Source organism: Amycolatopsis sp. NPDC048633, from assembly GCF_040650695.1.
GTDB lineage: Bacteria > Actinomycetota > Actinomycetes > Mycobacteriales > Pseudonocardiaceae > Amycolatopsis.
On record NZ_JBEZHS010000018.1, the window covers coordinates 161,126 to 181,454 of the forward strand.

General features: G+C 68.7%; 20 protein-coding genes and 2 pseudogenes. 11 read left to right on the forward strand and 11 right to left on the reverse strand.

Annotation, left to right across the window (positions count from 1 at the left end; genetic code table 11):
* Nucleotides 1-186: 186 nt before the first annotated feature.
* The gene (locus AB0C38_RS28930) at nucleotides 187-765 is read left to right on the forward strand and encodes a hypothetical protein (RefSeq protein ID WP_360679126.1); all 579 of its coding nucleotides are present in this window, start codon (nucleotides 187-189) and stop codon (nucleotides 763-765) included.
* Between the two features lie 54 nt (nucleotides 766-819).
* Here AB0C38_RS28930 and AB0C38_RS28935 read toward each other — a convergent pair whose 3' ends face one another.
* Nucleotides 820-1,917 (reverse strand): tyrosine-type recombinase/integrase, encoded by a 1,098-nt coding sequence (locus AB0C38_RS28935; RefSeq protein ID WP_360679071.1) that lies wholly within the window; start codon nucleotides 1,915-1,917, stop codon nucleotides 820-822.
* Nucleotides 1,918-2,709: 792 nt separating this feature from the next.
* Entirely contained in the window at nucleotides 2,710-3,990 is a 1,281-nt protein-coding gene (locus AB0C38_RS28940) for a glycoside hydrolase family 3 C-terminal domain-containing protein (protein WP_360679075.1), read from the reverse strand.
* On the opposite strand from AB0C38_RS28940, the gene AB0C38_RS28945 reads away from it, so the two are divergent.
* On the forward strand, nucleotides 3,985-4,230 hold the full coding sequence (locus AB0C38_RS28945) for a hypothetical protein (RefSeq protein WP_360679078.1): 246 nt from the start codon (nucleotides 3,985-3,987) through the stop codon (nucleotides 4,228-4,230). The two genes, AB0C38_RS28940 and AB0C38_RS28945, sit on opposite strands and share 6 nt — an antisense overlap.
* Before the next feature lie 298 nt (nucleotides 4,231-4,528).
* On the opposite strand, the pseudogene AB0C38_RS28950 reads toward AB0C38_RS28945, so the two are convergent.
* Nucleotides 4,529-4,666 (reverse strand): annotated as a pseudogene (locus tag AB0C38_RS28950) (pseudouridylate synthase); the annotation flags it as partial.
* Between the two features lie 159 nt (nucleotides 4,667-4,825).
* The gene (locus tag AB0C38_RS28955; RefSeq protein WP_360679081.1) at nucleotides 4,826-5,044 is read right to left on the reverse strand and encodes a hypothetical protein; all 219 of its coding nucleotides are present in this window, start codon (nucleotides 5,042-5,044) and stop codon (nucleotides 4,826-4,828) included.
* 84 nt (nucleotides 5,045-5,128) lie between these two features.
* Between AB0C38_RS28955 and AB0C38_RS28960 the strand changes: the two genes are divergently transcribed.
* Nucleotides 5,129-5,665 (forward strand): DUF305 domain-containing protein, encoded by a 537-nt coding sequence (locus AB0C38_RS28960; RefSeq protein WP_360679084.1) that lies wholly within the window; start codon nucleotides 5,129-5,131, stop codon nucleotides 5,663-5,665.
* 441 nt (nucleotides 5,666-6,106) lie between these two features.
* On the opposite strand, the gene AB0C38_RS28965 is transcribed toward AB0C38_RS28960, so the two are convergent.
* Nucleotides 6,107-7,033, reverse strand: a complete 927-nt coding sequence (locus AB0C38_RS28965; RefSeq protein WP_360679087.1) for a DUF1996 domain-containing protein — start codon at nucleotides 7,031-7,033, stop codon at nucleotides 6,107-6,109.
* A 1,104-nt stretch (nucleotides 7,034-8,137) separates the two neighbouring features.
* On the opposite strand from AB0C38_RS28965, the gene AB0C38_RS28970 reads away from it, so the two are divergent.
* Nucleotides 8,138-8,997 (forward strand): IS5 family transposase gene (locus AB0C38_RS28970; protein WP_360679090.1). Its coding sequence is split into 2 segments (ribosomal slippage): nucleotides 8,138-8,480 and nucleotides 8,480-8,997, totalling 861 coding nucleotides; the frame shifts between segments, so codons are not numbered across the junction.
* 24 nt (nucleotides 8,998-9,021) lie between these two features.
* On the opposite strand, the gene AB0C38_RS28975 is transcribed toward AB0C38_RS28970, so the two are convergent.
* The 3 genes from AB0C38_RS28975 to AB0C38_RS28985 form a co-directional block, all read right to left on the reverse strand.
* On the reverse strand, nucleotides 9,022-9,204 hold the full coding sequence (locus AB0C38_RS28975; protein ID WP_360679093.1) for a hypothetical protein: 183 nt from the start codon (nucleotides 9,202-9,204) through the stop codon (nucleotides 9,022-9,024).
* Between the two features lie 686 nt (nucleotides 9,205-9,890).
* The gene (locus AB0C38_RS28980) at nucleotides 9,891-10,826 is read right to left on the reverse strand and encodes an RluA family pseudouridine synthase (RefSeq protein ID WP_360679095.1); all 936 of its coding nucleotides are present in this window, start codon (nucleotides 10,824-10,826) and stop codon (nucleotides 9,891-9,893) included.
* 16 nt (nucleotides 10,827-10,842) lie between these two features.
* Complete coding sequence (locus AB0C38_RS28985) at nucleotides 10,843-11,235, reverse strand: DUF5313 domain-containing protein (protein WP_360679097.1); 393 nt, start codon at nucleotides 11,233-11,235, stop codon at nucleotides 10,843-10,845.
* Nucleotides 11,236-11,305: 70 nt separating this feature from the next.
* Between AB0C38_RS28985 and AB0C38_RS28990 the strand changes: the two genes are divergently transcribed.
* The 3 genes from AB0C38_RS28990 to AB0C38_RS29000 all read left to right on the forward strand — a co-directional run bounded on the left by AB0C38_RS28990 (nucleotide 11,306) and on the right by AB0C38_RS29000 (nucleotide 13,244).
* Nucleotides 11,306-11,743 carry a MarR family transcriptional regulator gene (locus AB0C38_RS28990; RefSeq protein ID WP_360679100.1) on the forward strand — a complete coding sequence of 146 codons (438 nt, stop codon included), beginning with the start codon at nucleotides 11,306-11,308 and terminating at the stop codon, nucleotides 11,741-11,743.
* A gap of 58 nt (nucleotides 11,744-11,801) precedes the next feature.
* Nucleotides 11,802-12,683, forward strand: coding sequence for a TIGR03854 family LLM class F420-dependent oxidoreductase (locus AB0C38_RS28995; protein WP_360679102.1), 882 nt, complete (start codon nucleotides 11,802-11,804; stop codon nucleotides 12,681-12,683).
* Between the two features lie 93 nt (nucleotides 12,684-12,776).
* Nucleotides 12,777-13,244: a hypothetical protein gene (locus AB0C38_RS29000; RefSeq protein WP_360679105.1), complete on the forward strand. Its 468-nt coding sequence runs from the start codon at nucleotides 12,777-12,779 to the stop codon at nucleotides 13,242-13,244.
* A gap of 7 nt (nucleotides 13,245-13,251) precedes the next feature.
* Here AB0C38_RS29000 and AB0C38_RS29005 read toward each other — a convergent pair whose 3' ends face one another.
* Nucleotides 13,252-14,766 carry an MDR family MFS transporter gene (locus AB0C38_RS29005; RefSeq protein ID WP_360679108.1) on the reverse strand — a complete coding sequence of 505 codons (1,515 nt, stop codon included), beginning with the start codon at nucleotides 14,764-14,766 and terminating at the stop codon, nucleotides 13,252-13,254.
* 125 nt (nucleotides 14,767-14,891) lie between these two features.
* On the opposite strand from AB0C38_RS29005, the pseudogene AB0C38_RS29010 reads away from it, so the two are divergent.
* A pseudogene (locus AB0C38_RS29010) lies at nucleotides 14,892-16,050 on the forward strand (DUF1015 family protein).
* Between the two features lie 154 nt (nucleotides 16,051-16,204).
* Here AB0C38_RS29010 and AB0C38_RS29015 read toward each other — a convergent pair.
* The gene (locus tag AB0C38_RS29015) at nucleotides 16,205-17,137 is read right to left on the reverse strand and encodes a squalene cyclase (RefSeq protein ID WP_360679110.1); all 933 of its coding nucleotides are present in this window, start codon (nucleotides 17,135-17,137) and stop codon (nucleotides 16,205-16,207) included.
* A complete protein-coding gene (locus AB0C38_RS29020) occupies nucleotides 17,137-17,643 on the reverse strand; it encodes a DinB family protein (RefSeq protein ID WP_360679112.1) in 507 nt (168 codons plus the stop codon). The genes AB0C38_RS29015 and AB0C38_RS29020 overlap by 1 nt, the downstream gene beginning before the upstream one ends.
* Before the next feature lie 54 nt (nucleotides 17,644-17,697).
* Here AB0C38_RS29020 and AB0C38_RS29025 point away from each other — a divergent pair, with 54 nt between their 5' ends.
* Genes AB0C38_RS29025 through AB0C38_RS29035 form a run of 3 tightly spaced genes read left to right on the forward strand, consistent with a single transcriptional unit; the run spans nucleotide 17,698 to nucleotide 20,253 of the window.
* Nucleotides 17,698-18,777, forward strand: a complete 1,080-nt coding sequence (locus AB0C38_RS29025; RefSeq protein WP_360679115.1) for an ATP-dependent DNA ligase — start codon at nucleotides 17,698-17,700, stop codon at nucleotides 18,775-18,777.
* On the forward strand, nucleotides 18,774-19,778 hold the full coding sequence (gene ligD, locus AB0C38_RS29030; RefSeq protein WP_360679117.1) for a non-homologous end-joining DNA ligase: 1,005 nt from the start codon (nucleotides 18,774-18,776) through the stop codon (nucleotides 19,776-19,778). The genes AB0C38_RS29025 and ligD overlap by 4 nt, the downstream gene beginning before the upstream one ends.
* A 1-nt stretch (nucleotide 19,779) precedes the next feature.
* On the forward strand, nucleotides 19,780-20,253 hold the full coding sequence (locus tag AB0C38_RS29035) for a GNAT family N-acetyltransferase (RefSeq protein WP_360679119.1): 474 nt from the start codon (nucleotides 19,780-19,782) through the stop codon (nucleotides 20,251-20,253).
* The last annotated feature ends 76 nt before the right edge of the window (nucleotides 20,254-20,329 follow it).

Below are 20,329 nucleotides of genomic sequence, written 5' to 3' on the forward strand. Positions count from 1 at the left end.
GCCGGATTCGACAGCACACGCGCGAAATCTTCCGACGTACTCGGCCGGGAAGAAGTGGGTCTTGTCCGTGGCGACCCGGACTCGTACAGTCACACCCACGCCGGACAAAGGTCTGAACCTGTGTCCCGCCACCGCCGCCTCGAGTGATACAGGAGGTCGACGGTGCGCAGACTTCGCGGTGCGGGCGTGCTCGTGACGGTCGCGGCAGGGCTGGCGGTGCTCGCCCCGACGGCGGACGCCCAGGTCGGGACCGGCCCGTGGGTTTCGGACTCACCGGGCTATTCGGAGCAGGAGCGGGGGTGCGGCGACGTCTCCGGGCTCACCTTCAAGCTGACGTGCTCGACGGCCAGCGGTGACCAGCGCGCGGAACGCCGCTACACCACGTATTCCGGCGGAACCCACCAGTTCGAGGGTTCCTTCAAGGTCACCAGCATGACCGGCTCCCGGATCAGTCTCAAGCAGACGTTCCGGGACGGCTCGAACGCGGGGCCGTACTTCATGCTGGCCGTCGAGAAGGGCGGCCGGATGTACGCGGTGGAAGGCGGGGCGACGCTGGGCAGCGGCGCGACCGTCGGCACGTCGGTGCGGGTCAACACGATCAACCAGGTCGGCAGCTCGCACAAGGTGTACCTCAACGGTTCGCTGAAGCAGACGATCTCGAGCCCGGGCGGCAGTTACTACGACAAGTTCGGCAGCTACCGCACGTCCAGCGGCGCGGGGCCGATCACCGTGCAGTGGAGCGGGGTGAAGTTCTGGCACAAGTAGGAGAGATAGGGTCTGACCTGCTGTTTTGTAGTTTTTGATCGCGTCAGGCCGTCGCTAGGCCGTCTCGGGATCTTCAAGCCGTGCCGCCCCGGTGTGGCGCGGCTTGAAGATCCCGTCGGCTGCCTCCCGCGCTCGACGATGGCTCGACGGGACCACGTGGGTGTAGATCCGGAGCGTGTAGCCCGGGTCGCGGTGACCGAGGTACTCGGCCAGTTCCTTGACCGACACCCCGGATGCCAGTGCGATCGAGGCGTAGAAGTGCCTCATGCCGTGCATCCCTTCCCGTCGCATAACGTAGTCAAGTTCTGCCGTACGGTAAGAAGGCCGCCAGATGAGGTTGTTGAAATCCGGACCGCTGATCGCATCGCTGACAGCGCGAGCGCCGTGGCACTGAAGACCCTGGGGCCTCCGGATGAGCAGCCGCGCGGTTTCCGGACGCCCCGCGGGTTCAAGCCAAGGCAGGGGCACTGTGATGGGCTCGAAGTTGTCCAAGTGGGCGTCGATCTCCTCCAGCACCCCGGCGCCGATTGGCACCAACCGGGTCTTCCCGCCCTTCGGTGGAGCGAACGCGGGCGTGTTGCCGATCCAGCGGATCTGGCGCTGGATGTTTGCCACCATCTCCTCACGATCGACGTCTTCCGGGCTGAACCCGAAGATCTCCATCTGCCGCAGTCCCAGACCGGCCCCGAGTGGCACGACCACCTGTTGTGAAGCGGGCAGGGCGAGCTTCAGCCGGTGTATTTGGGACGCTTTCCAAGGAACGATCTTCCGCTGTTCGGGCTTGGGGCGTTTGATGCTCTTCGCCTTGCACGGGTTGCTGCGGATCTTCTGGTCGACCCGCGCGGCTTCGAGGATCGCCGAGACCATGTCGAACAGGACAGCTCGATAGGATGCGGCCAACCGGCGTCCACCCTCACTCTTCGGACGCTCCATCCAGTCGAGCCAGTCACGGATTGTTTCCGTCTTCCCGACGGCTCGCAGCGACTTATCGCCGAGAAACGGAAAGATGCCGTTGCCGAGATGGCTGGTTACAGTCTGACGAGTCGATGCGTCTGTCGACTGGCCTTTGCGCCACTCGCGGGTGTGGGCGCGGAACGGTAGCTCACCAGCATTCGGGTCGACGTAATCGTTCGAGAGCACGTCGTGCTGCATCTTTGTGAGGAACACTTTCGCGCGGGTCAGGTCCTTGTCAGGAAAAGACTTGGACTGCTCCTTTCCGCCGGAGTCGTAGTAGCGGTCGCCCTTGCCGAACAGATCCGTCTTCTCTCGAACCGGTCGGCCGCTTCAACGGGGAAACCAGGGCTGTTCATGTACGGCGGTTGTCAGGCCGCTTCAAGGCTTGCCAGCCAGGCCCGTACGCTTACCGGGTCGTAGCGGACGTGCTTGCCAAGCCGCGCCCACGGCGGGCCATCCCCGGTGAGCCGCCAGTGCTTGAGCGTTTTCCTCCGAGATCCCGAGGGATGATGTTGCGCCGCCGACCAGATCGAGGCGACGTCTTGGAGTGCCGGTGGTCGTGGACGGCGGGGTGTTCCGTCTGATGGTGGCGAGGTATTCGAAGGAGTCGTCATGTCCGCCCCAGGGCCTGGTCGGTGTGCATGGATCGTCCACGACACCGTCGTAGCTGCCAGAGGGAAGTACCCGCTCAGGTCGACTTCGGCGACGCGTAGCTCACTGACCAACTCCGCCTGAGAAGCAGCAAGGAGACATGACGACACCAAGTTGTGAAGGTCAGCTGGTTCGGTGTCGCCGCCGTCTGACGCCGGGTGGTCGCCTCGGTCGGGAACCGATCGCCATTTCGTCGCCATCTGACAACGGAGCCCTTGCTCCGCGACGATGGTCGGGCGCTCTGACCTGCGCGTTCAGGCGGCCCGGCGGTCATGCAGATGTTCGAGACTGCCGCCCCTGGGTGCGTCGACCTGACCCGGCGCGTGGACCCCTGATCCGTCAGCCGGCGACCTCCCAGTTCACGGACAGCGGAAGCTCGGCGACGGACGTGCCGGCGCGGAGCGTGTAGGTACCGGGCTCCACCAGCCACTCGTCCGCCCAGTGCGCCAGCCTGCGGGGTGGCACCGCGATCGTCGCGGTGACGGACTCGCCTACCTCGGCCCGGACGACCGCGAAGCCGACGAGCCAGCGCACCGGGCGCTCCACGGCGGAGAGGCCCCGCTCGGCGTACACCTGCACGACCTGCTTGCCCGCGCGGGCACCGGTGTTGGTCACGACGACCTGCAGGCGGTCGCCGTGGCGCCGCGCCAGGCTCCACGACCACGAGGTGTACCCAAGGCCGTGTCCGAACGGCCACGCCGGTTCGGCGGCGGCCCGCAACCAAGCCCGGTAACCGATGTGCAGGCCCTCGCGGTACACGAGCCGACCGTCGATCGGATGAACGTCGGTCACCGGCACATCGGAGAGCGACGCGGGCCACGTCGTGGGCAGGCGCCCACCCGGCTCGGCCGCGCCGGCCAGTACGTCGGCGATCGCATGACCGAACTCCTGACCGCCGAAGTACCCCTGCAGAATCGCGGCGACCTCGTCCGCCCAAGGCAGGACGACGGGCGAACCCGCGTTGACGATGACGACGGTCGGAGTGCCGGTCGCGGCGACGGCGCGTACGAGGTCGTTCTGACGCCCGGGCAGATCGAGACTCGTCCGATCGTGGCCTTCGCTCTCCACTTGCGGACTGGTGCCGACGACGACGACCGCGATTTCAGCGCACTGAGCCGCTTCGACGGCGCGGGCGAGGAGCAGCTCGGGGTCTGTCCATTGCGGCTCGATGCCGAGCGTGATGCTCAGCGCGCCGTCGATCACAGTGCGCACCTCCCGGGAGAACTCGCCCCGGATCTCGATCGGACGCCCGGCTTCGACGACCACGCCGGTGGTCAGTGACGGGGGATCGAGGATGGAAGCGCCGCGGGAGTCTCCCGGGGCGCCGGGAGCATCGTCGAGGATGAGGTCTCCGTCGACGTACAGCCGTCCGGGGTTCGCGCCGGCGAACCCCAGCCGGATCTCGCCGGAGTGCTCCGGCGTGAACGAGGTTTCGAGCACGACGGTGCGGCTCGCCAGGATCGGTGCGTCGCCGCCGAACCAGACCAACGCCGTCGAGAGGCGGTCTTCGGAGAAAAGCTCGACCCCCTCGGCGTCGCAGAAGGTCACCCGCAGCCCCGGTTCGCCCGTCGCGGGGTTCACGATCCGGGACAGGGGTAGCTCCGAGAGACCCTCGTGCAAGTCGACCCCTGGCTCGTACCGCAGGGCTGCGTTCGGGAAGGTGACACGCAGCGCCCGTCGCTGACGGAGCTGTCGACGTACATCAACCAGAACAAGACGGTGCCGTTCATGGATCAGCTGTGGCCGAACCCGAAGGTCCAGCAGACGATGCTGACCGGCATCCAGGAGGTCTTCAGCAAGCAGTCGACCCCGGACAAGGTGCTGGCCGCGATGGACGCGGACTACAAGTCCGGGACCTGACTCGTGATCAAGGAGGTGAGCAGGACGCATGTCCCGGCTGGTGGGGAGAGCGGGGTCGTACCTCATCGCAGCTGATGCGGCGTGCGTCTACGGCTTGCCGCGGCGGGCTCGCGTGGCCGGGTCGGGTCGGGTCGGGGAGGCCGTAGCGGGCGTTGAGCACCTGCATGGCCGCGCCGGCCGCCACGACGTCCGTGCCCAGCGACGTCAAGGAGACCTCCACCCGGAGCCAGTCGGCGCCCGGCACCTGGGTGCGCACCGCGTGTTCGACCGCTTCGCGGTAGAGCTCGCCGTGGGGGAGCAGGTCCCCGCGTTCCTTGATGATGCAGCTGCGGACGGTCCGCAGCAGCGTCAGCGCCGGGCCGTACGGCGCGATCGCCTCGTACTCCTTGTGGACCTTCCGGTCGCGGAAGAGCGTCTGGTACCCGCAAGCTGGAGGACATCAACGACGCGTTCGAAGAGGTCTTGGCCAACCGTGTTCCGGCACGCCTGGTGATCGAGTACTAAGACCGAGCTGCCCGCTACGCCTTGCCGCCCAGGCCCAGAATCCCTTGGTGAGAGCACGGCTGGCAGCTCGGGTCGCGTCGTGCCTGCTGGGCTATGTCCCGGCCGCTGCGCGGGAATCGTAGGAGAGAGAGTGTTCTTCGTTGGTGCTGTGGAGGTTGGTGACGGCGAGCATGAAGTGATCGACGGCTTCGCCCGCTGCGACGCAGTCGAGCGCGATGACGCTGGGCGCGGGGACGTCGTCGACGTAGCGCGCCTGTTGGCGGACGCGGTCCGGCAGCATGTCCAACGCGAGCTCGGTCGGGTTGATCAACGTATTGCACCCGCCCCCGAGGCTTACACGGGCTGAGCGGTCAGCATGTTGACTTCACCGGCGGGCATAGCCTGTAATCGGTGTATGCGCATTTTTCTTGGATTGGGCATCATAGGCATGATATGCGTCGGTGGCTGCGCCACCAGCAATCCGTCCACAAGTCCATCCGCCTCCACTGCGGTGTCGTTGTTCACTGCTACGGACCGCGCGTGGATTGAGATCAACATAGCCATGGACGAGCAGCTTGTTCCGATGCTGAACCTTGTCGACGGCCACACTGGATCCGCGGCTGTCCGCGACCTCGGCAAAAAAGCCGACGCTTCGACGAAATCGGCGCTGTTGGATCTGCGGCGGCTTCACGATCAGGCCGGCCTCCCGGCGGAAAACCCCCACAAGGGGATGGAGATGCCGGGGATGGTTACCTCGAGCCAGATCACGCACGCCGGCGCTTTGCGCGAGGCGGATTTCGACAACTACTTCAAAAAGTGCCTGCGCGATCACCTGGACCAAACAGGACGTTTGGCGCTCGGCGAGAAGTCGTCCGGCAAAGAACCACAGACCGTGAGCCTGGCTTCGCAAGTCCTGCAAGAACAAGACCATCTCTCGGCGCTGGTTCACTAGCGGCACCCGGCGGGGTGCCACGCCAGCGCGATCAGGCCGGACGTCGAGCCGTCACCATCCGAGGTTAGGCCGCGCCGCGCGGAACGCCTCGCCCTGAGCTCGTCGATCGACCACTTGCCGGCTCCCGCGATCGCGATCGCCGGGAAGGATCAGCTGAAGCGCGCTGCAGCGTCACCCCGTTCTGGAGCGGCAGCAACGCTTTCGGCCGGTGCACCGTGAAGTGCGCCTAGGCCATCATCTCCGAGGCGACGACCGCGAAAATCTGGTCGAATGCCCACCAGTACCTCCTCCCGCAAGGCACCGGCGTACCACTCCCGCTCACGAGAGGCCAAGCGTGGCGCAGTTTTCAGTTGAGATCACGTCATTTCCTGAAGTCCGGGACGAAGGCCGCCGTGTCGGCCGATCGGGACGACACGGCACGGCGGCCACCTGCCTTCGCTCTCAGCCACCGGTGAAGCTCGGCGTGGTCCCGCACTTCGCGTTCTGGTTCAGGCAGGTCTTGACCAGTGCGGCCAGTTTGATGTGGTCCCAGCCGTTCATGAAGTCACCGTGCATCGACGACGCCATTCCGGACGACAGCGCGAGGCCGTCGCCGCCCAGGATGTCGTAGTTGACCATGTACGACAGGTTCGGTACCGCGACCGGGTAAGCTCCCTGGCACTTGCCGGCGACCGGGTCCCCCATGTGCGACTTGTGGTCGGGCGAGTCGATGTGCTTGCCGTCCCAGCAGTCCTTGAACGGGAGTTGAAAGATCAGGTTCCCACCAGGGGCACACACCGGCCAGTTCCCGTCGGCGCTCCGCCCGACCTCGGCGCTGCCCGCGCACCAGAATTGGTTTCCCTGCCCCTTCGGGGTGGGTACCTGCAGCTTGGCGTCACCCTGCACCATCACCAGCCCGGGCGGGAACGGCCGGACGGACGACGGGTCGGAGAGTCGGGAACCGTAGTAGATGCGCATGCTCTTGAACGGAACGGCCACACCGTTCCGCTGCAGCTGCGGTACCCAGTAAGCGGCGTTGTCACCCAGGGAATTGCACGTCGTCGATCCGGCGGCGAGAAGCGTTTCCGTAGTCATGAAGGCGTCGTTCCTCGGCCCGAAGAACGTGTGCATATGGGAGGCGCCGGACAAGCCGGGGAAGATGATCGCGTCGTCCTTGGCTTCGTTCGCAATCGTGCAGTCGGTGTGGAACTCGGGGACCCTCGTCGTCCCGGCTGGCACCGGCGGCGGCACGATGCCCTGGTAATCGGCCAGTTCGCGTTGGTACCGGGCCTGGTCTACATCCACCCAGCCGGCATCCGCCGCGATGGAGTTGCCCGAAGCTCCGGCCGCAGCGGACCCCGGTCCGTTGGTTTCGCTCGCGCCGGCCACGAAGGCCGTACTCCCGGCAAGCGCCAGAGCGAGAGTCGCGGTCAGGGCGACCCGGGTCCGAAGCCGGGACTGCCGAGGTCGGCAACCAGCCCGATTCAACATACTTCGCATTTGAATACCCCTACTTTCGCTGTCGAAATTTTGTCAGCTGAATTAGGTCAGGCTCAAGCGAAATGTTTTTCCCGGTCAGGTTCAACCGGAACTTCTTCGGAACATGAGAACAGAAGATCGGACGCACCGAACAGTCACGTATGACGAAGATCTGGATCAATGCAATCGTGGATACGTCGTGGTTGCCAGTGAAGTGCACGATCGCGCCGACACCGCCGAGCAGCTGAACGCGTGCGCTTCACGCACCCGTGGCTGGCTAGGCTCCGTGGTGATGCCGATCGCGTCGGCGAACGCGGTCAGCCGTGAAGCGGAACCGAGGGGTGCGCGCGGTCGTCGATGTGGAGATGCGCAAATGAACACGCACTACAAAACCCGCGTCCGGGCCGGCGCCGGCACACCATTGTTCGCGGTAGAGCCCTTTGCCGCACTGAAGTCGTGCGGCAACGACTCGATCCTGCGGACACGGGGGCAACACGCGGGCGGTGGATACACCCGCGGCTGCGCTTGGGGGTGCTGTGGCACGTCGTGGTCGGGAGAACGTCTTTGATCTCATCGAGCCCACCTGGTCAGTCGTGATCCATCGTGCCGCGCGCTACGCGCGTCACGATGCCGATACGAGCGCACCGCTCGCGTCGGCATTCGGGTGATGTAGCAGACCTACCACTGAAGCTTGGTCACGCCCGTAAGTGAACTGACGGGTATGACGTTTGAGGCAGTGGAGCATCAACCAACCCGAGATGCTGGAGTGGTCCAGGTGGCGGCCGCGGAACCGGTTCCATCGAGGCAACTGACAGTAAACCGTGTCGGTTGGGGGCGTCAAGACGCTTGACTGCAAATTTCCCACCAAGTCCGGGCTCGTCGGAGCGGTCCTAGCTCAACACCGAGGTGAAGTCAGCAGCGAGTGTGGGCGGCACCGCTCGTGGCTCGGGTGCCGGTGATCGTCTAGGGCGTGACCTGTAAGTGATCTAGCTGCGGTCCGGTTGGATTGCGGACGTGGTTGGTCGTGGTGAGTTGACGGATAAAGCGTGGGCGGTGATCGTGCCGTTGCTGCCGCCGCAGCAGGGCGGCGGCCGACGGTGGCGGAATCACCGGCAGGTGATCAACGCGATCTTGTGGAAGCTGCGCACCGGTGCCCCGTGGCGGGACCTGCCCGAACGTTACGGGCCCTGGAAGACCGCGCATGAACGGCTGCGGTTGTGGATCAAGGACGGCCCCTGGGACAAGATCCTCGACCGGGTGGTCGTCGAAGACGACGCCGTCGATGACCTCGAATGGATCATCTCGGTCGACTCGAGCGTGGTCCGGGCACATCAGCATGCTGCTGGAGCCCGGAAAAAGGGGGATGCAGCGACGACATCGAAGTCCTCGCCGTCGATGGGGAAGGACTCGGGCGGTCCCGCGGCGGGCTGAGCACCAAGATCCACCTGGCCGTCGACGGCCGGGGTCTGCCGATGCGGTTCCTGATCACCCCGGGCCAAGCGGGTGACAACCCGCAGCTGGTTCCGTTGCTGGACGGCATCAGCGTCGCCCGGCCAGGAGCGGGGCGTCCGCGGTGTCGGCCGGAGACGGTGATCGCGGACAAGGCGTATTCGCATCCCTCGACCCGGGAAGCGATGCGGGATCGGCGGATCATCTTCGTCAGCCCTGAGCGGGATGACCAGATCGCCCGCCGGGCAGCCAGGGGCTCCCGCGGCGGGCGACCACCCGCGTTCGATGTCGAGGTCCACAGACAGCGCAACGTGGTTGAACGCTGTTTCAGCCGGCTCAAGCAGTTCCGTGACCTGGCCACCCGCTATGCCAAACGCGCCGCCTACTACCAGGCCGAACTCACCATCGCCGCCATTGTGCTCTGACTCCGATGACTTACAGGACAGCGCCTAGGAAGGTTGGTTCCCGAGTTCATGCTGGCGAACCGAATTCAGCCTGGTGCGTCCGAAGTCTTCGGGTGCGGCCAGTTCGTCATCGGGCGGCGCTGGCGCGAAGCCCGCGAGCTTCAGGGACTCTTGCTGGGTGAACACGCCGATGCCGGCGATCCGGAAGAAGGAAGCTGTGTCCTTCACTGTTGTCCTAGGAAGACCTGAAAAAAAGAGCCCCGGTTTTGGCGTCGATACCGAACCAGGTCGGCAGATTTTCGTCGATGAACTTACGCTGTAGGGCATGAACACGCAGACATGGGAATCTCCCGCGTCGCGGTCGGGCTTCCGTGGGTCACTCGAGCTGCTGGTCCGTGGCAAACCACAATATGGGGTTATGGGTCAGCTCGATCCCCCTCGTACACTTACCATAACCCCACATCTGCGGATCGAGATCAGTCTCGATTCGCACATGTCGTTTACCGGGCGGTGGGTGGCCTGTAGCACCCGGAGGCGAGCGAGCGGGACCCCGCGCTGTGACCGGGTCGCCAGCGGCGGCAGCAGTGCTCGGTGGTCGCGATTGGCGATATCGACCGGTTGCCTGTCCAGGGCACCACGGCTGGATGCCGTGCCGGGTGCACCGGGCGTAGAGGGTCGCGAACCGGGCATCCGGTGAAGGCGCGTTCGCACTTGTCAACGGCAATCGCGTCGAGCATTCGTGTCGGTCTGGCGACCTCGGCCTTTAGAGGGGGAGGGCTGTCATCGAGCCGTATGCGCATAGGAGCGGCAGGGGCCCGGCCGTCTACAGGCCGTCACGCGTTCGGCCCGGATCAACCTCAGTCGGCCCCGACCGGCCTGAAGTGCAGGTCAGGCCCTGTCTGACCGTGAGGGTGTCAGGCCGGGGGCGCCGCCCACGCGTCGAGGCCGTCGCGGGCTGCCAGCCGCAGGCCGCTGGTGAACCGGCGGTGCGTCCCGGTGACCGGGTCGTCGAAGGCGAGGACCCGGGACAGCAGCTGCAGGGGTTTCGTGAAGTCGCCGAGCGGTTTTTCCCGCAGTACGGGGTAGAAGTCGTCGCCGAGGATCGGGATGCCGAGGCCGCTCAGGTGCACGCGCAGCTGGTGCGTCCGCCCGGTCGAGGGCAGCAGCCGGTACCGGCCCAGGCCGTCGCGGTGCCCGGCCAGCTCGACGTACGTCTCGGCGTTCGGCTCGCCCGGCACCTCCTGCGCGGCCAGCACCCCGCGTTCCTTGATGATCCGGCTGCGCACGGTCCGCGGCAGCGCCAGCGCCGGGTCGTGCGGCGCGATCGCCTCGTACTCCTTGTGGACCTTCCGGTCGCGGAAGAGTGTCTGGTACTTCCCGCGCAGCTCCGGCGTGATCACGAACATCACCAGCCCGGCGGTGACGCGGTCGAGCCGGTGGGCGGGGGAGAGCTGCGGCAGGTCGAGGTCGCGGCGCAGCCGCACGAGCGCGGTTTCGAGGATGTGCTGCCCGCGCGGGATGGTCGCCAGGAAGTGCGGCTTGTCGACGACCAGCAGGTGCTCGTCGCGGTGCACGACGCGGATGTCGAACGGCACCGGCACCTCGTCCGGCAGGTCGCGGTGGAACCAGATGAACGAGCCCGGCGCGTACGGCTCGTCGACGCCGAGCGGGCCGTCGGTGCCGTGGATGCGCTCCTCGCGCAGCATCTGCTCGATGCGGTCCGGCGTCACCCGCGGCAGCCGGTCGACGAGGTGTGCCAGCAGGGTCGGCCACTCGCCGTCGGGCAGTCTGAGCCGGGCGGGGTCGAGCCCGTGGCGGGGCGGGATCGGGGGCCGGAGCTTGCGTCTCATCGTCCCCCGACTCTAGCTAACCCTCCGAAGGCGTCCGGTAGCGCGCGATGTAGCGGGCGGTCGCCTCGGCGTTCTTCGCCTCGGCCGCCTCGGCGCGGACGCGGCGTCCGGTGTTGTGCGGGTAGCCCTGCCGGGCGAGCCGGTGCTCGACGCTCTCGTCCATGTACGCGCAGGAATAGAAGTACGCGACGAGCGCCGCCATGAGGACCAGGGAGAGGCGCAGCCAGATCGAGCCGGGCAGCAGCAGCCAGACCAGGCAGAGCGGCACGATGCCGACCGACCGCTGGAGCACGTACCGGGCCCGCCAGTGCTTCGACGTCGCGTCGTGCAGGACCCAGTCCGAGTAGCGGGCCGGCAGCCGCACGCCGACCGAGTAACCGAACCAACGGAGTACACCAGGTCGTTCCATGACTACGAGAGTACACTAATAGTTAGTGCACTAATCATTAGTGTCTTCCAGACCACGTTAGGATCGCGAAATGATCGACCTGGGTGAAGACCCGCTGAAGCTGGACCGGCAGGTGTGCTTCGCGCTGTCGGTGGCTTCGCGCAGCGTGATCGCGATCTACCGGCCGCTGCTGGAGCCGTACGGCCTGACCCATCCGCAGTACCTGGTGATGCTCGCGCTGTGGGAACGGTCGCCGCGGTCGGTGAAGGACCTGGGCGCGTCGTTGAGGCACGAACCGGCGACGCTGTCCCCGCTGCTCAAGCGGCTGGAGGCGCTCGGCTACGTCACGCGCGACCGGAGCCGGTCCGACGAGCGGCAGCTGATCGTCGAGCTGACGGAGTCCGGGCGCGCGTTGCGGGCCGAGGCCGAGAAGATCCCGTACAAGGTGGTCGAGACGCTCGGGATGGAGGTCTCCGAACTGGAGGCCCTCCACGGCGTGCTGTCCAGGGTCATCGCCGCGACCGCCTGAGGAATGCGACGCCGTCCGGCGCGTTGTGGTTCACGGGGGCCGACTCGCAGGGGGCAGTGTGCTGAAGATCAGGCTGGGCGTCGCACCGGCGGCGGGGACCGGGCCGGCGGAGTTCGCCGGGCTGGCGCAGCGGCTGGAGGAAGCCGGCGTCGACTCGCTGTGGCTGTCCGAGCTGGTCTACTCGCCCGAGGTCGACCCGATGATCGGCATGGCGCACGCGCTGGCCCGGACGTCGAAGCTCAAGGTCGGCACCGGTGTCGCGATCCTGCCGGGCCGGCACCCGGTGCTGGTGGCGAAGCAGCTGCTGACCCTGGCCGGTCTGGCGCCGAAGCGGGTGCTGCCGGTGTTCGGGCTGCGCCCGGCACGCGCGGCGGAGCACGACCTGTTCCCGGTGCCGGCCGGCCGGCGCGCGGCGGTGTTCGACGAGTCGCTGACCCTGCTGCGGCGGCTCCTCGAAGAGGACTCGGTGTCGTTCTCCGGCGAGTTCTTCCAGGTCTCCGATGTTTCGCTGGGACCGCGTCCGGCCAAGCGCCTCGACATCTGGCTGGGCGGGTCGGCTCCGGCGGCCTTGCGCCGGACGGGACGGCTGGCCGATGGGTGGCTGGGGAGTTTCCACACGCCGTCGCAGGCGCGCGAGGCCGTTGTCGCGATCCAGGCGGCCGCGGCCGAGGCGGGGCGGGAGATCGAGGAGGACCACTTCGGGCTGAGCCTGGTCGTGGCGGACAAGGGGATTCCGCCCGAGCTGGCGGCTTTGGCGGCCCGCCGGAGTCCTGACGTCCCGTTGACGGACCTTGTGGCGACGAGCTGGGCCGAGGCCCGGCGGCTCGTGGAGCAGTACATCGAGGCCGGGCTGTCGAAGTTCGTGATCCGGCCGGGGCACGGGGATTTCGACGGCTTCCTGGAGAAGTTCCAGGCCGAGCTGGTGCCGCTGCAGAACTGAGCCGATCGGGTGAGCCGTGCCGGCCGGCCTCAACCGGGGGCCGGGGGTGCGAGTTTCCGCCGCGACCACACCCGGGCCCACGGAAGGACCACGATGCGAAGACTCGCGACGATCCTCGGTATTTCGGCGATGCTGGCGGCGGTGACCGTCGGCACCGCCGAGGCCTCGCCGACCAAGTTCGCGCTCGCGGTGGTGCACGGCGGGGGCACGGGAGCCACGGTCGGGTCGCTCACCGGAGCGATGAGCTGGTCGTCGTCCCTGAAGACCGTGACACTGTCGAACGTCCGGCTCTACGTCAAAGCCGGCGAGTGCGTCCACTTCGAAATCGCCGGCAGGCAGGGGTCCACCGTCGTCACCGACTACCTGTCCTACCCGCCCCAAGGCGGCCAGTACTGCCCGGACTCGGACTTCACTTGGCCGTTCGGCACGATCAGCTTGACGGCCGATCGCGCGGGCGGGGTCGAGCACGTCAACTTCGACATGTACGACTACTGGCACGACATCCACGGCTGGATCAACTGCGACCGCCGCGACGCCACCTGCTACGGCACCAACCACTGACGGGCGCTCAGAACTCCAGCTGCTCGGCCTTCCGCGGCATGAGCAGCAGCGCCACGACGGAAACCGCCGCGACGATCAGCAGGCCGACGAACACGTAGTGGGTCGCCTCCGCCAAGGCGCCCCGCACGAACGTCGCCACCGGTGAGTCCGAATGCCCGCCCAGGACCAGGCTCGTCGCGTCCACCGACGGCGGCAGCTTGCCCGCCACCTCCGCCGGCGGCGAAGCGAACCGCGAGGCCAGCGTCGCGTTGGCGATCGCGCCGAAGACCGCCGCGCCGACCGCGCTGCCCAGGGACCTGCTGAACAGGTTCGTCGCCGTCACCACGCCACGGCGGTCCCAGCCGACCACCGACTGGATCGCCACCAGCGTCGGGCTCGACGTCAGGCCCAGGCCCAGACCCAGGACGAACGCCGCCAGCGCCGCCGACCAGATCGACGACGACGCGCCGAGCATGGCCACCAGGACGGCGCCCGCGATGATGAACACGCTGCCGATCAGGGCCGTGTCGCGGAAGCCGATGCGCAGGTAGATCTTGCCCGCCAGGGACGCCGAGAGCGGCCAGCCGACCGTCAGCGCGGCCACCGCGAACCCGGCGACCAGCGCGCCCGCGCCGAGCACGCCCTGTGCGTACGTCGGCAGGTACGACGTGAGCCCCATCAGGACCGCGCCGACCACGACGGCCAGCAGGTTGCCGCCCACGAGGATCCGGCGGGTGAACACCCACAGCGGCAGCACCGGCTCGGCCGCGCGCTTCTCCACCAGCACGAACACCACGAGCAGCACCGCGCCCGCCACGAAGATCGCCACGCTCGGCACCGAGCCCCACGCCCACGCGACGCCGCCTTCGAGCAGGCCCAGGATCACCAGCGAGCAGCCGACCGTGAGCAGCGCCGCGCCCGTGTAGTCGACCTTGTGGGGCTTGCGCTCGACCCGCTCGGCGAAGTTGCGGAACAGCATCAGCGCGGCGATCGCGCCCAGCGGCAGGTTGATGAAGAAGATCCACCGCCAGTCCAGGTACTCCGCGAACACGCCGCCGATCGTCGGGCCGACCACCGACGCGATGCCCCAGACGCTCGCGACGTAACCCTGCACGCGGGCGCGTTCCTTCACCGTGTACAGGTCGCCGATCACCGTCATCGACATCGGCTGGATCGCGCCCGCGCCGATGCCCTGCACCGCGCGCGCCGCGATCAGCACCGGCATGCTCCACGCGGCGCCGCACAGCACCGAGCCGACGAGGAACGCCGCGATCCCGAAGAACATCACCGGGCGGCGGCCGAGCACGTCGGCGAACTTGCCGTAGAGCGGGACGGTGACCGCCTGGGTGAGCAGGTAGACCGAGAAGAGCCACGGGAACTGCGAAAACCCGCCGAGGTCGCGCACCACCGACGGGACGGCGGTCGCGATGATCGTGCTGTCCAGGGCGACCAGGGCGGTGCTCAGCATGACCGCGATCAGCACCGGGCCGCGTTCCGACCGGAAACCGACCCCCTTCACGCTGGTGGCGGCGGGGGTCGTCATCGGCGGGCTGCTCCTCGGGGCGGTCATGACCGGGGTCAACTACTTTGCAATCCTAAGCATTCCATCCGGGGGCCCGGTACCCCAGTGAATTTCCGTCACAGTGTTCTTCGCGGAAGATGGGTCCGATGAGCGACTGGATCCGGCCGATCGGGCAGGGGTGGGTGGTCCGCGACGCGGTGCCCGGCCCCGACGTCGACGAGTTCGCCGACCCCGATCGCGTGGTCGCGGCACTGGCCGTGCCCGGCGCCGCGGACAGCCTGCTGGCCGTGCAGCACCCCGCCCGCACACCCGCGGCGCTGGCGCGCGGGCTCGACCTGACCGCCGCGGTCCCGGTCGCGCGGGCCGTGCTCGAACGGCTCCGCAAGCGGTTCTACCGGCCGGTGCGGGAGATCGTCGCGCCCTACCGGATCGACGGGCCGGACGGCGTGGCGCTGGGCCTGCTGTGCCTGGTCGACCCGGCGGCGGTGACCGACGACGGCGCCGCGCGCGTCCGGCACACCGAGGACGTCTACGCCGACGTCGTGGCCGAGCGCGCCGCGGTGCTGGCCGGGCTGGGCTGCGCGACGAGCGCGGCGATGCTCGTCCCGGCGTCCGGCGGCGACCTGCTGACCGAGCAGGTCGAACGGGCCTGCGCCGGGCTCGGCCTGCCCGATCTGTCCACTTCGGATGCGGCCGGGCGGCGGCACGAGCTCTGGGTGGTGCCGGCGGGCCCGCTGCAGGACCGGCTGCTGGCCGCGGTCGCCGCCGCCGAGCTGCTGGTCGCCGACGGCAACCACCGGGTGGCCGCGGCCTCGGCGGCCGGCCACAGCGCTCCTGGCCCTGGTCACGGCGGGCCCGCAGCTGCGGATCGGCGCGATCAACCGGGTGCTGACGGGCACCGGGCTCGGCCCCGAGGACCTGGTTTCGCGGTGGTGCGCGGCCGGCCTGGACGTGCGGTACGACGAGCACGCGGTGCCGGTCACGGGTGAAGTGGTGGTGCGCGCGGGCTCGGCGGTGCTGCGGATCCCGCTCCCGGAGCTGCCGGAGCCGGCGCCGGTGATCGACCACGAGATCGTCGAGCGGGTCCTGTTCGCCGAGGCACTCGGCGTGGATCCGGACGGGCCGTGCGTACTGCCGTTGCCCGCGGGGCGCCCGGTACCCGCCGACGCGGACGCGGTGGTCCTGCTCGCGCCGGTGCGGTACGCGGACGTGCTCGCGGTGCACGCGGCCGGCCGGCGGATGCCGCGGAAGGCCACGTACTTCACGCCCAAGCCACGCAGCGGGCTCGTGCTGGCGGAGCTTTAGCGTCGCGAATGACTCATTCGCGACCTCCGGCGCCGGGAATGGGGTTATTCGCGACGCCGGGGGCGGAGGCCGGCGGCCGGCGATGGCCTGAAAGACCCGTTCATGTCGCCGGATGGCATGAAAGGGTCGTTCATGACGTCCGCAGGGCGGTGGGTCAGTGCGGGTGCCGGACGTCCCACCAGTTCAGGACCCGGGTGGCGAACAGCGTCAGCCACTTCGACGGCTCGCCCGGCGGGGCGTCCACCTCGAACCACACCCGGCCGGTGTGCCGCTCGGTCTGGAGCCACGTGCCGTCCGGCTGCCGGGCCGAGCGGATCAGCTCGATCGCGTCCGCCATGCGCGGGTCCGGCCGGTCCGCGTCGCGGAAGTACGAAGCCGCGTTGAGCACGTCGTAGTGCCAGCGGATCGGGTACGAGAACTCGCCCATCCACGGCTCGATCGGCTCGCCCGTCGACAGGCGCCGGAACAGCCCGCGTTCCAGCAGGTACTCCTCACCGGCGAGGCGAGCCGCCCGGGAAGCGGCCGTGCCGCCCGTCGCGGTCTCGAACGCGAGCAGGCCCTTCAGCGCGTTGAGTGTCGAGTGGACCGACGAGCGCGTCGAGCCTTCGACCCACTCGCAGTTCCAGCCGCCGTCCGGCAGGCGGTGGTCGGCGAACCACCCGGCCAGACCGGCGACGTCCGCGCCGAGCCACACCCCGTTGGCCAGCGTCCACGCGTTGATGCAGCAGTCGACCTCGCCGTCCCAGTAGGGCAGGTTTTCGTACTCCCAGCGGCTGTTCTCGGCCAGCAAGGCGGCGGTCCCGGCCAGCGCCGACGCGGCCAAGCCCCACTCGCGCAACGAGTTCAGCGTCCACGTCGTCGCCGTCCAGGGCTGCGCCTCCCCGCCCTGGAAGCCCGCCGGGAAGAACGCGCCGCCCGCCCACTGGCCGTCGGGGTCCTGCAGCGCGAGCAACCGGGCTCCGAAGCCTTCCGACGCGACCCGCGCCCGCGTCGCCTCCCAGACCTCGGGCGGCTCGCCCGCCAGGTCGCGCTCCACCTGCCAGCGCAGGGCCGGGTCCGAGTCGCGCAGCCAGGCGAGCACGTCCATCAGGCCCCCGTCACACCGTCGATGGCTTCGCGCAGGAAGTCGGCGTGGCCGTTGTGCCGGGCGTACTCGTGGATCATGTGCAGCATCACCAGCCGCAGCGAGACGTCCTCGCCCCAGCGCGCCTGGTGCCCGGTGACGTCCAGGGACTCGGCCGCTTCTTCGATCTTGCGCGATTGTTCGACCTCCTCCTGCCACGCCGCGAAGGCCTCTTCGCGGCTCGAGCCGCTCGCGTCGTAGGCGGCCTGGAAGTCCCCTTCGGGTGACCACCGCAGCGGGATCTCTTCGGCGTTGATCACCCGCCGGAACCAGGTGCGCTCGACCTCGGCCATGTGCCGGACCAGGCTGAGCAGCGACAACGTCGACGGCGGGCTCGACGCCCGGCGGAGGTCCTCGTCGGACAGTCCGTCGCACTTCATGGCGAGGGTGGCGCGGTGGAAGTCGAGGAACGTGCGCAGCATTTCGCGCTCGCCCCCGACCAGCGGCGGTTCGGGGCGTTCGGTGGTCACGAGGACGTGTGTATCACGCCGGGAAATGTCGTACCCGTGATTTAAGCTCGCCCGGTGGACCTGCCCGTGATGCCGCCCGTGCGGCCGATGCTCGCGAAAGCCGTGCACGAGGTGCCCCGCACGCCGGGGCTGCTCTACGAGCCCAAGTGGGACGGCTTTCGTTGCGTCGTGTTCCGCGACGGCGACGAGATCGAGCTCGGCTCCCGCAACGACCGCCCGCTGACCCGCTACTTCCCGGAGCTGGTGGAGCTGCTGGCCGCCGCGCTGCCGCCCCGCTGCGTCGTGGACGGCGAGATCGTTCTCGTCACGCCGGCGGGCCTCGACTTCGAGGTGCTGCAGCTGCGGCTGCACCCGGCCGCGTCGCGGGTGCGCAAGCTCGCCGAGGAGACGCCGGCGAGCTTCATCGCCTTCGACCTGCTCGCCCTCGGCGACACCGACCTCACCGGGGTGCCGTTCCGCGAGCGGCGCAAGCAGCTCGAGAGCGTCCTGACCACCGAAGGCGAAGGCCTGCAGCGCGTCCACCTGACCCCGCTGAGCGAAGATCCCGACCAGGCCGAAGACTGGTTCACCCGGTTCGAGGGCGCGGGCTTCGACGGTGTCATGGCCAAGCCCGCCGACCTGCCGTACGAGCAGGACAAGCGCGTCATGCTGAAGGTCAAGCACGAGCGCACGGCCGACTGCGTGGTCACCGGGTTCCGCTGGCACAAGGACGGCGTCGGCATCGGCTCGCTGCTGCTGGGGTTGTTCGACGACGAAGGCGTGCTGCACCACGTCGGCGTGGCCAGCAGCTTCACCAAGGCGCGGCGGGCCGAGCTGGTCGACGAGCTGGCGCCGCTGCGCGAGAACGCCCTGGAAAACCACCCGTGGCGGTCGTGGGCCGAATACGAACCCGAGCCGGGGCGCCGGCCGGGCGCGAACAGCCGGTGGGCGCCGCAAAAGGAGCTGACCTGGGAGCCCCTGCGGACCGAGTGGGTGGCGGAGGTCCGCTACGAGCACCTGCAGGGCGGCCGGCTCCGCCACGGCGGGCGGCTGGTCCGGTTCCGGCCCGACCGCACGCCGGAGTCGTGCACGTACGCCCAGCTCGACGAGGCGCCGCCCGCCGAGCTCGCGAAGCTGTTCGGGGAGGCGAGATGAGCGAGGCGGTGCTGCTCGACGTCGACGGCGTCGAGGTCAAAATCAGCAGCCCGGGCAAGGTCTACTTCCCCGAGCACGGGCAGACGAAGCTCGACCTCGTCGAGTACTACCGGGCGGTCTCCGGGCCGCTGCTGGCCCGCCTCGGCGGGCGCCCGCTGCTGCTGGAGCGCTACCCGGACGGCGCCGGCGGCAAGAACTGGTTCCAGAAGCGCGTGCCCAAGGGCGCGCCGCCGTGGCTGAGCACCACCGTTGTCTCGACGCCGAACGGCACGACGAGCGACGCGCTGGTCGCGAAGGACCTCGCGCACATCCTGTGGGCGGTGAACCTGGGCTGTCTCGGCTTCCACGTCTGGCCGTACCTCGCGGACACGCCCGAGGTGACCGACGAGCTGCGCGTCGACCTCGACCCGTCGCCCGGGATCGGGTTCGACGACCTGCGCGAGGCCGCGCTGCTGACCAGGGACTTCCTGGCCGAGCACGGCATCGAAGGCCATCTGAAGACGTCCGGTTCGCGCGGGCTGCACCTCTACGTGATGCTCGAGCCGCGCTGGGACAGCTTCCAGGTGCGGGCCGCCGCCGTCGCGCTGGCCCGGGCCTTGGAACGGCGGCACCCGGAGAAGATCACGGCGCAGTGGTGGAAGGAAGAACGCGGCTCGCGCGTGTTCGTCGACTTCAACCAGAACGCGCCGCACAAGACCGTGTTCGGCACCTGGTGCGTGCGGCCGCGGGTGGGCGGCCAGGTGTCGACGCCGATCGGGTGGGACGAGCTGGACGGCGTCGAGCCCGACGCGTTCACGCTGAGCACGGTCCCGGCCCAGGTCGCCGAACGCGGCGACCCGTGGGCCGGCGCGGGGGAGCGGCCGCAGTCGATCGCGCCGCTGCTGGAAATGTCCGAAATGGACCTGGCGAACGGGCTGATGGACGCGCCGTGGCCGCCGGTGTACCCGAAGATGCCGAACGAGCCGCCCCGGGTCGCGCCGAGCCGGGCGAAGAAGGCGTGAGGTGGCTGAGGTGTCCACGGTCGCCGAATGCCCGGCCGACGACGGGTTCCTGCTGGCGCTGATGACCGCGATGACGGCCGAGCTGGTCGTGGCCTACGACCTGCCGTCGGACGCGCGCCCGCGGCCGCTGGACCCGGCGAGCCGCTACCTGCTGGCCCGGGACGGCGAGCGCGCGATCGGCTGCTGCGCGGTGGAGCCGGTCGGGCCGGGAGTGTATGAGCTGAAACGGATGTTCGTCGCCCCGGACGTGCGCGGCACGGAGGTGTCGAACGAGCTGGTGGCGGAGTCCGAGCGGGTGGCGCGCAGCGGCGGCGGGGTCCGGCTGAGGCTGGAGACGGGCGTGCGCCAGCCGGCGGCGATGCGGCTGTACGAGCGGGCGGGCTACCGGCGGGTGCCGAACTTCCCGCCGTACGAGGCCGACCCGGAATCGGTCTGTTACGAGAAGGTTCTGGGCCAGCCGGAACGTCGCGAATGACTCATTCGGGACCTCCGGCGCCGCGAATGAGTCATTCGCGACGTCGAGGGGTGGGCGGTCAGAGCTCCAGGTTCAG

Coding starts and splice junctions, on each gene's coding strand:
- AB0C38_RS29000 (WP_360679105.1), top strand. CDS start 12,777: ATGCGAAGACTCGCGACGATCCTCGGTATTTCGGCGATGCTGGCGGCG.
- AB0C38_RS29015 (WP_360679110.1), bottom strand. CDS start 17,137: ATGGACGTGCTCGCCTGGCTGCGCGACTCGGACCCGGCCCTGCGCTGG.
- AB0C38_RS28960 (WP_360679084.1), top strand. CDS start 5,129: ATGCGCATTTTTCTTGGATTGGGCATCATAGGCATGATATGCGTCGGT.
- AB0C38_RS29005 (WP_360679108.1), bottom strand. CDS start 14,766: ATGACGACCCCCGCCGCCACCAGCGTGAAGGGGGTCGGTTTCCGGTCG.
- AB0C38_RS28935 (WP_360679071.1), bottom strand. CDS start 1,917: ATGCAGCACGACGTGCTCTCGAACGATTACGTCGACCCGAATGCTGGT.
- AB0C38_RS28990 (WP_360679100.1), top strand. CDS start 11,306: ATGATCGACCTGGGTGAAGACCCGCTGAAGCTGGACCGGCAGGTGTGC.
- ligD (WP_360679117.1), top strand. CDS start 18,774: ATGAGCGAGGCGGTGCTGCTCGACGTCGACGGCGTCGAGGTCAAAATC.
- AB0C38_RS28985 (WP_360679097.1), bottom strand. CDS start 11,235: ATGGAACGACCTGGTGTACTCCGTTGGTTCGGTTACTCGGTCGGCGTG.
- AB0C38_RS28980 (WP_360679095.1), bottom strand. CDS start 10,826: ATGAGACGCAAGCTCCGGCCCCCGATCCCGCCCCGCCACGGGCTCGAC.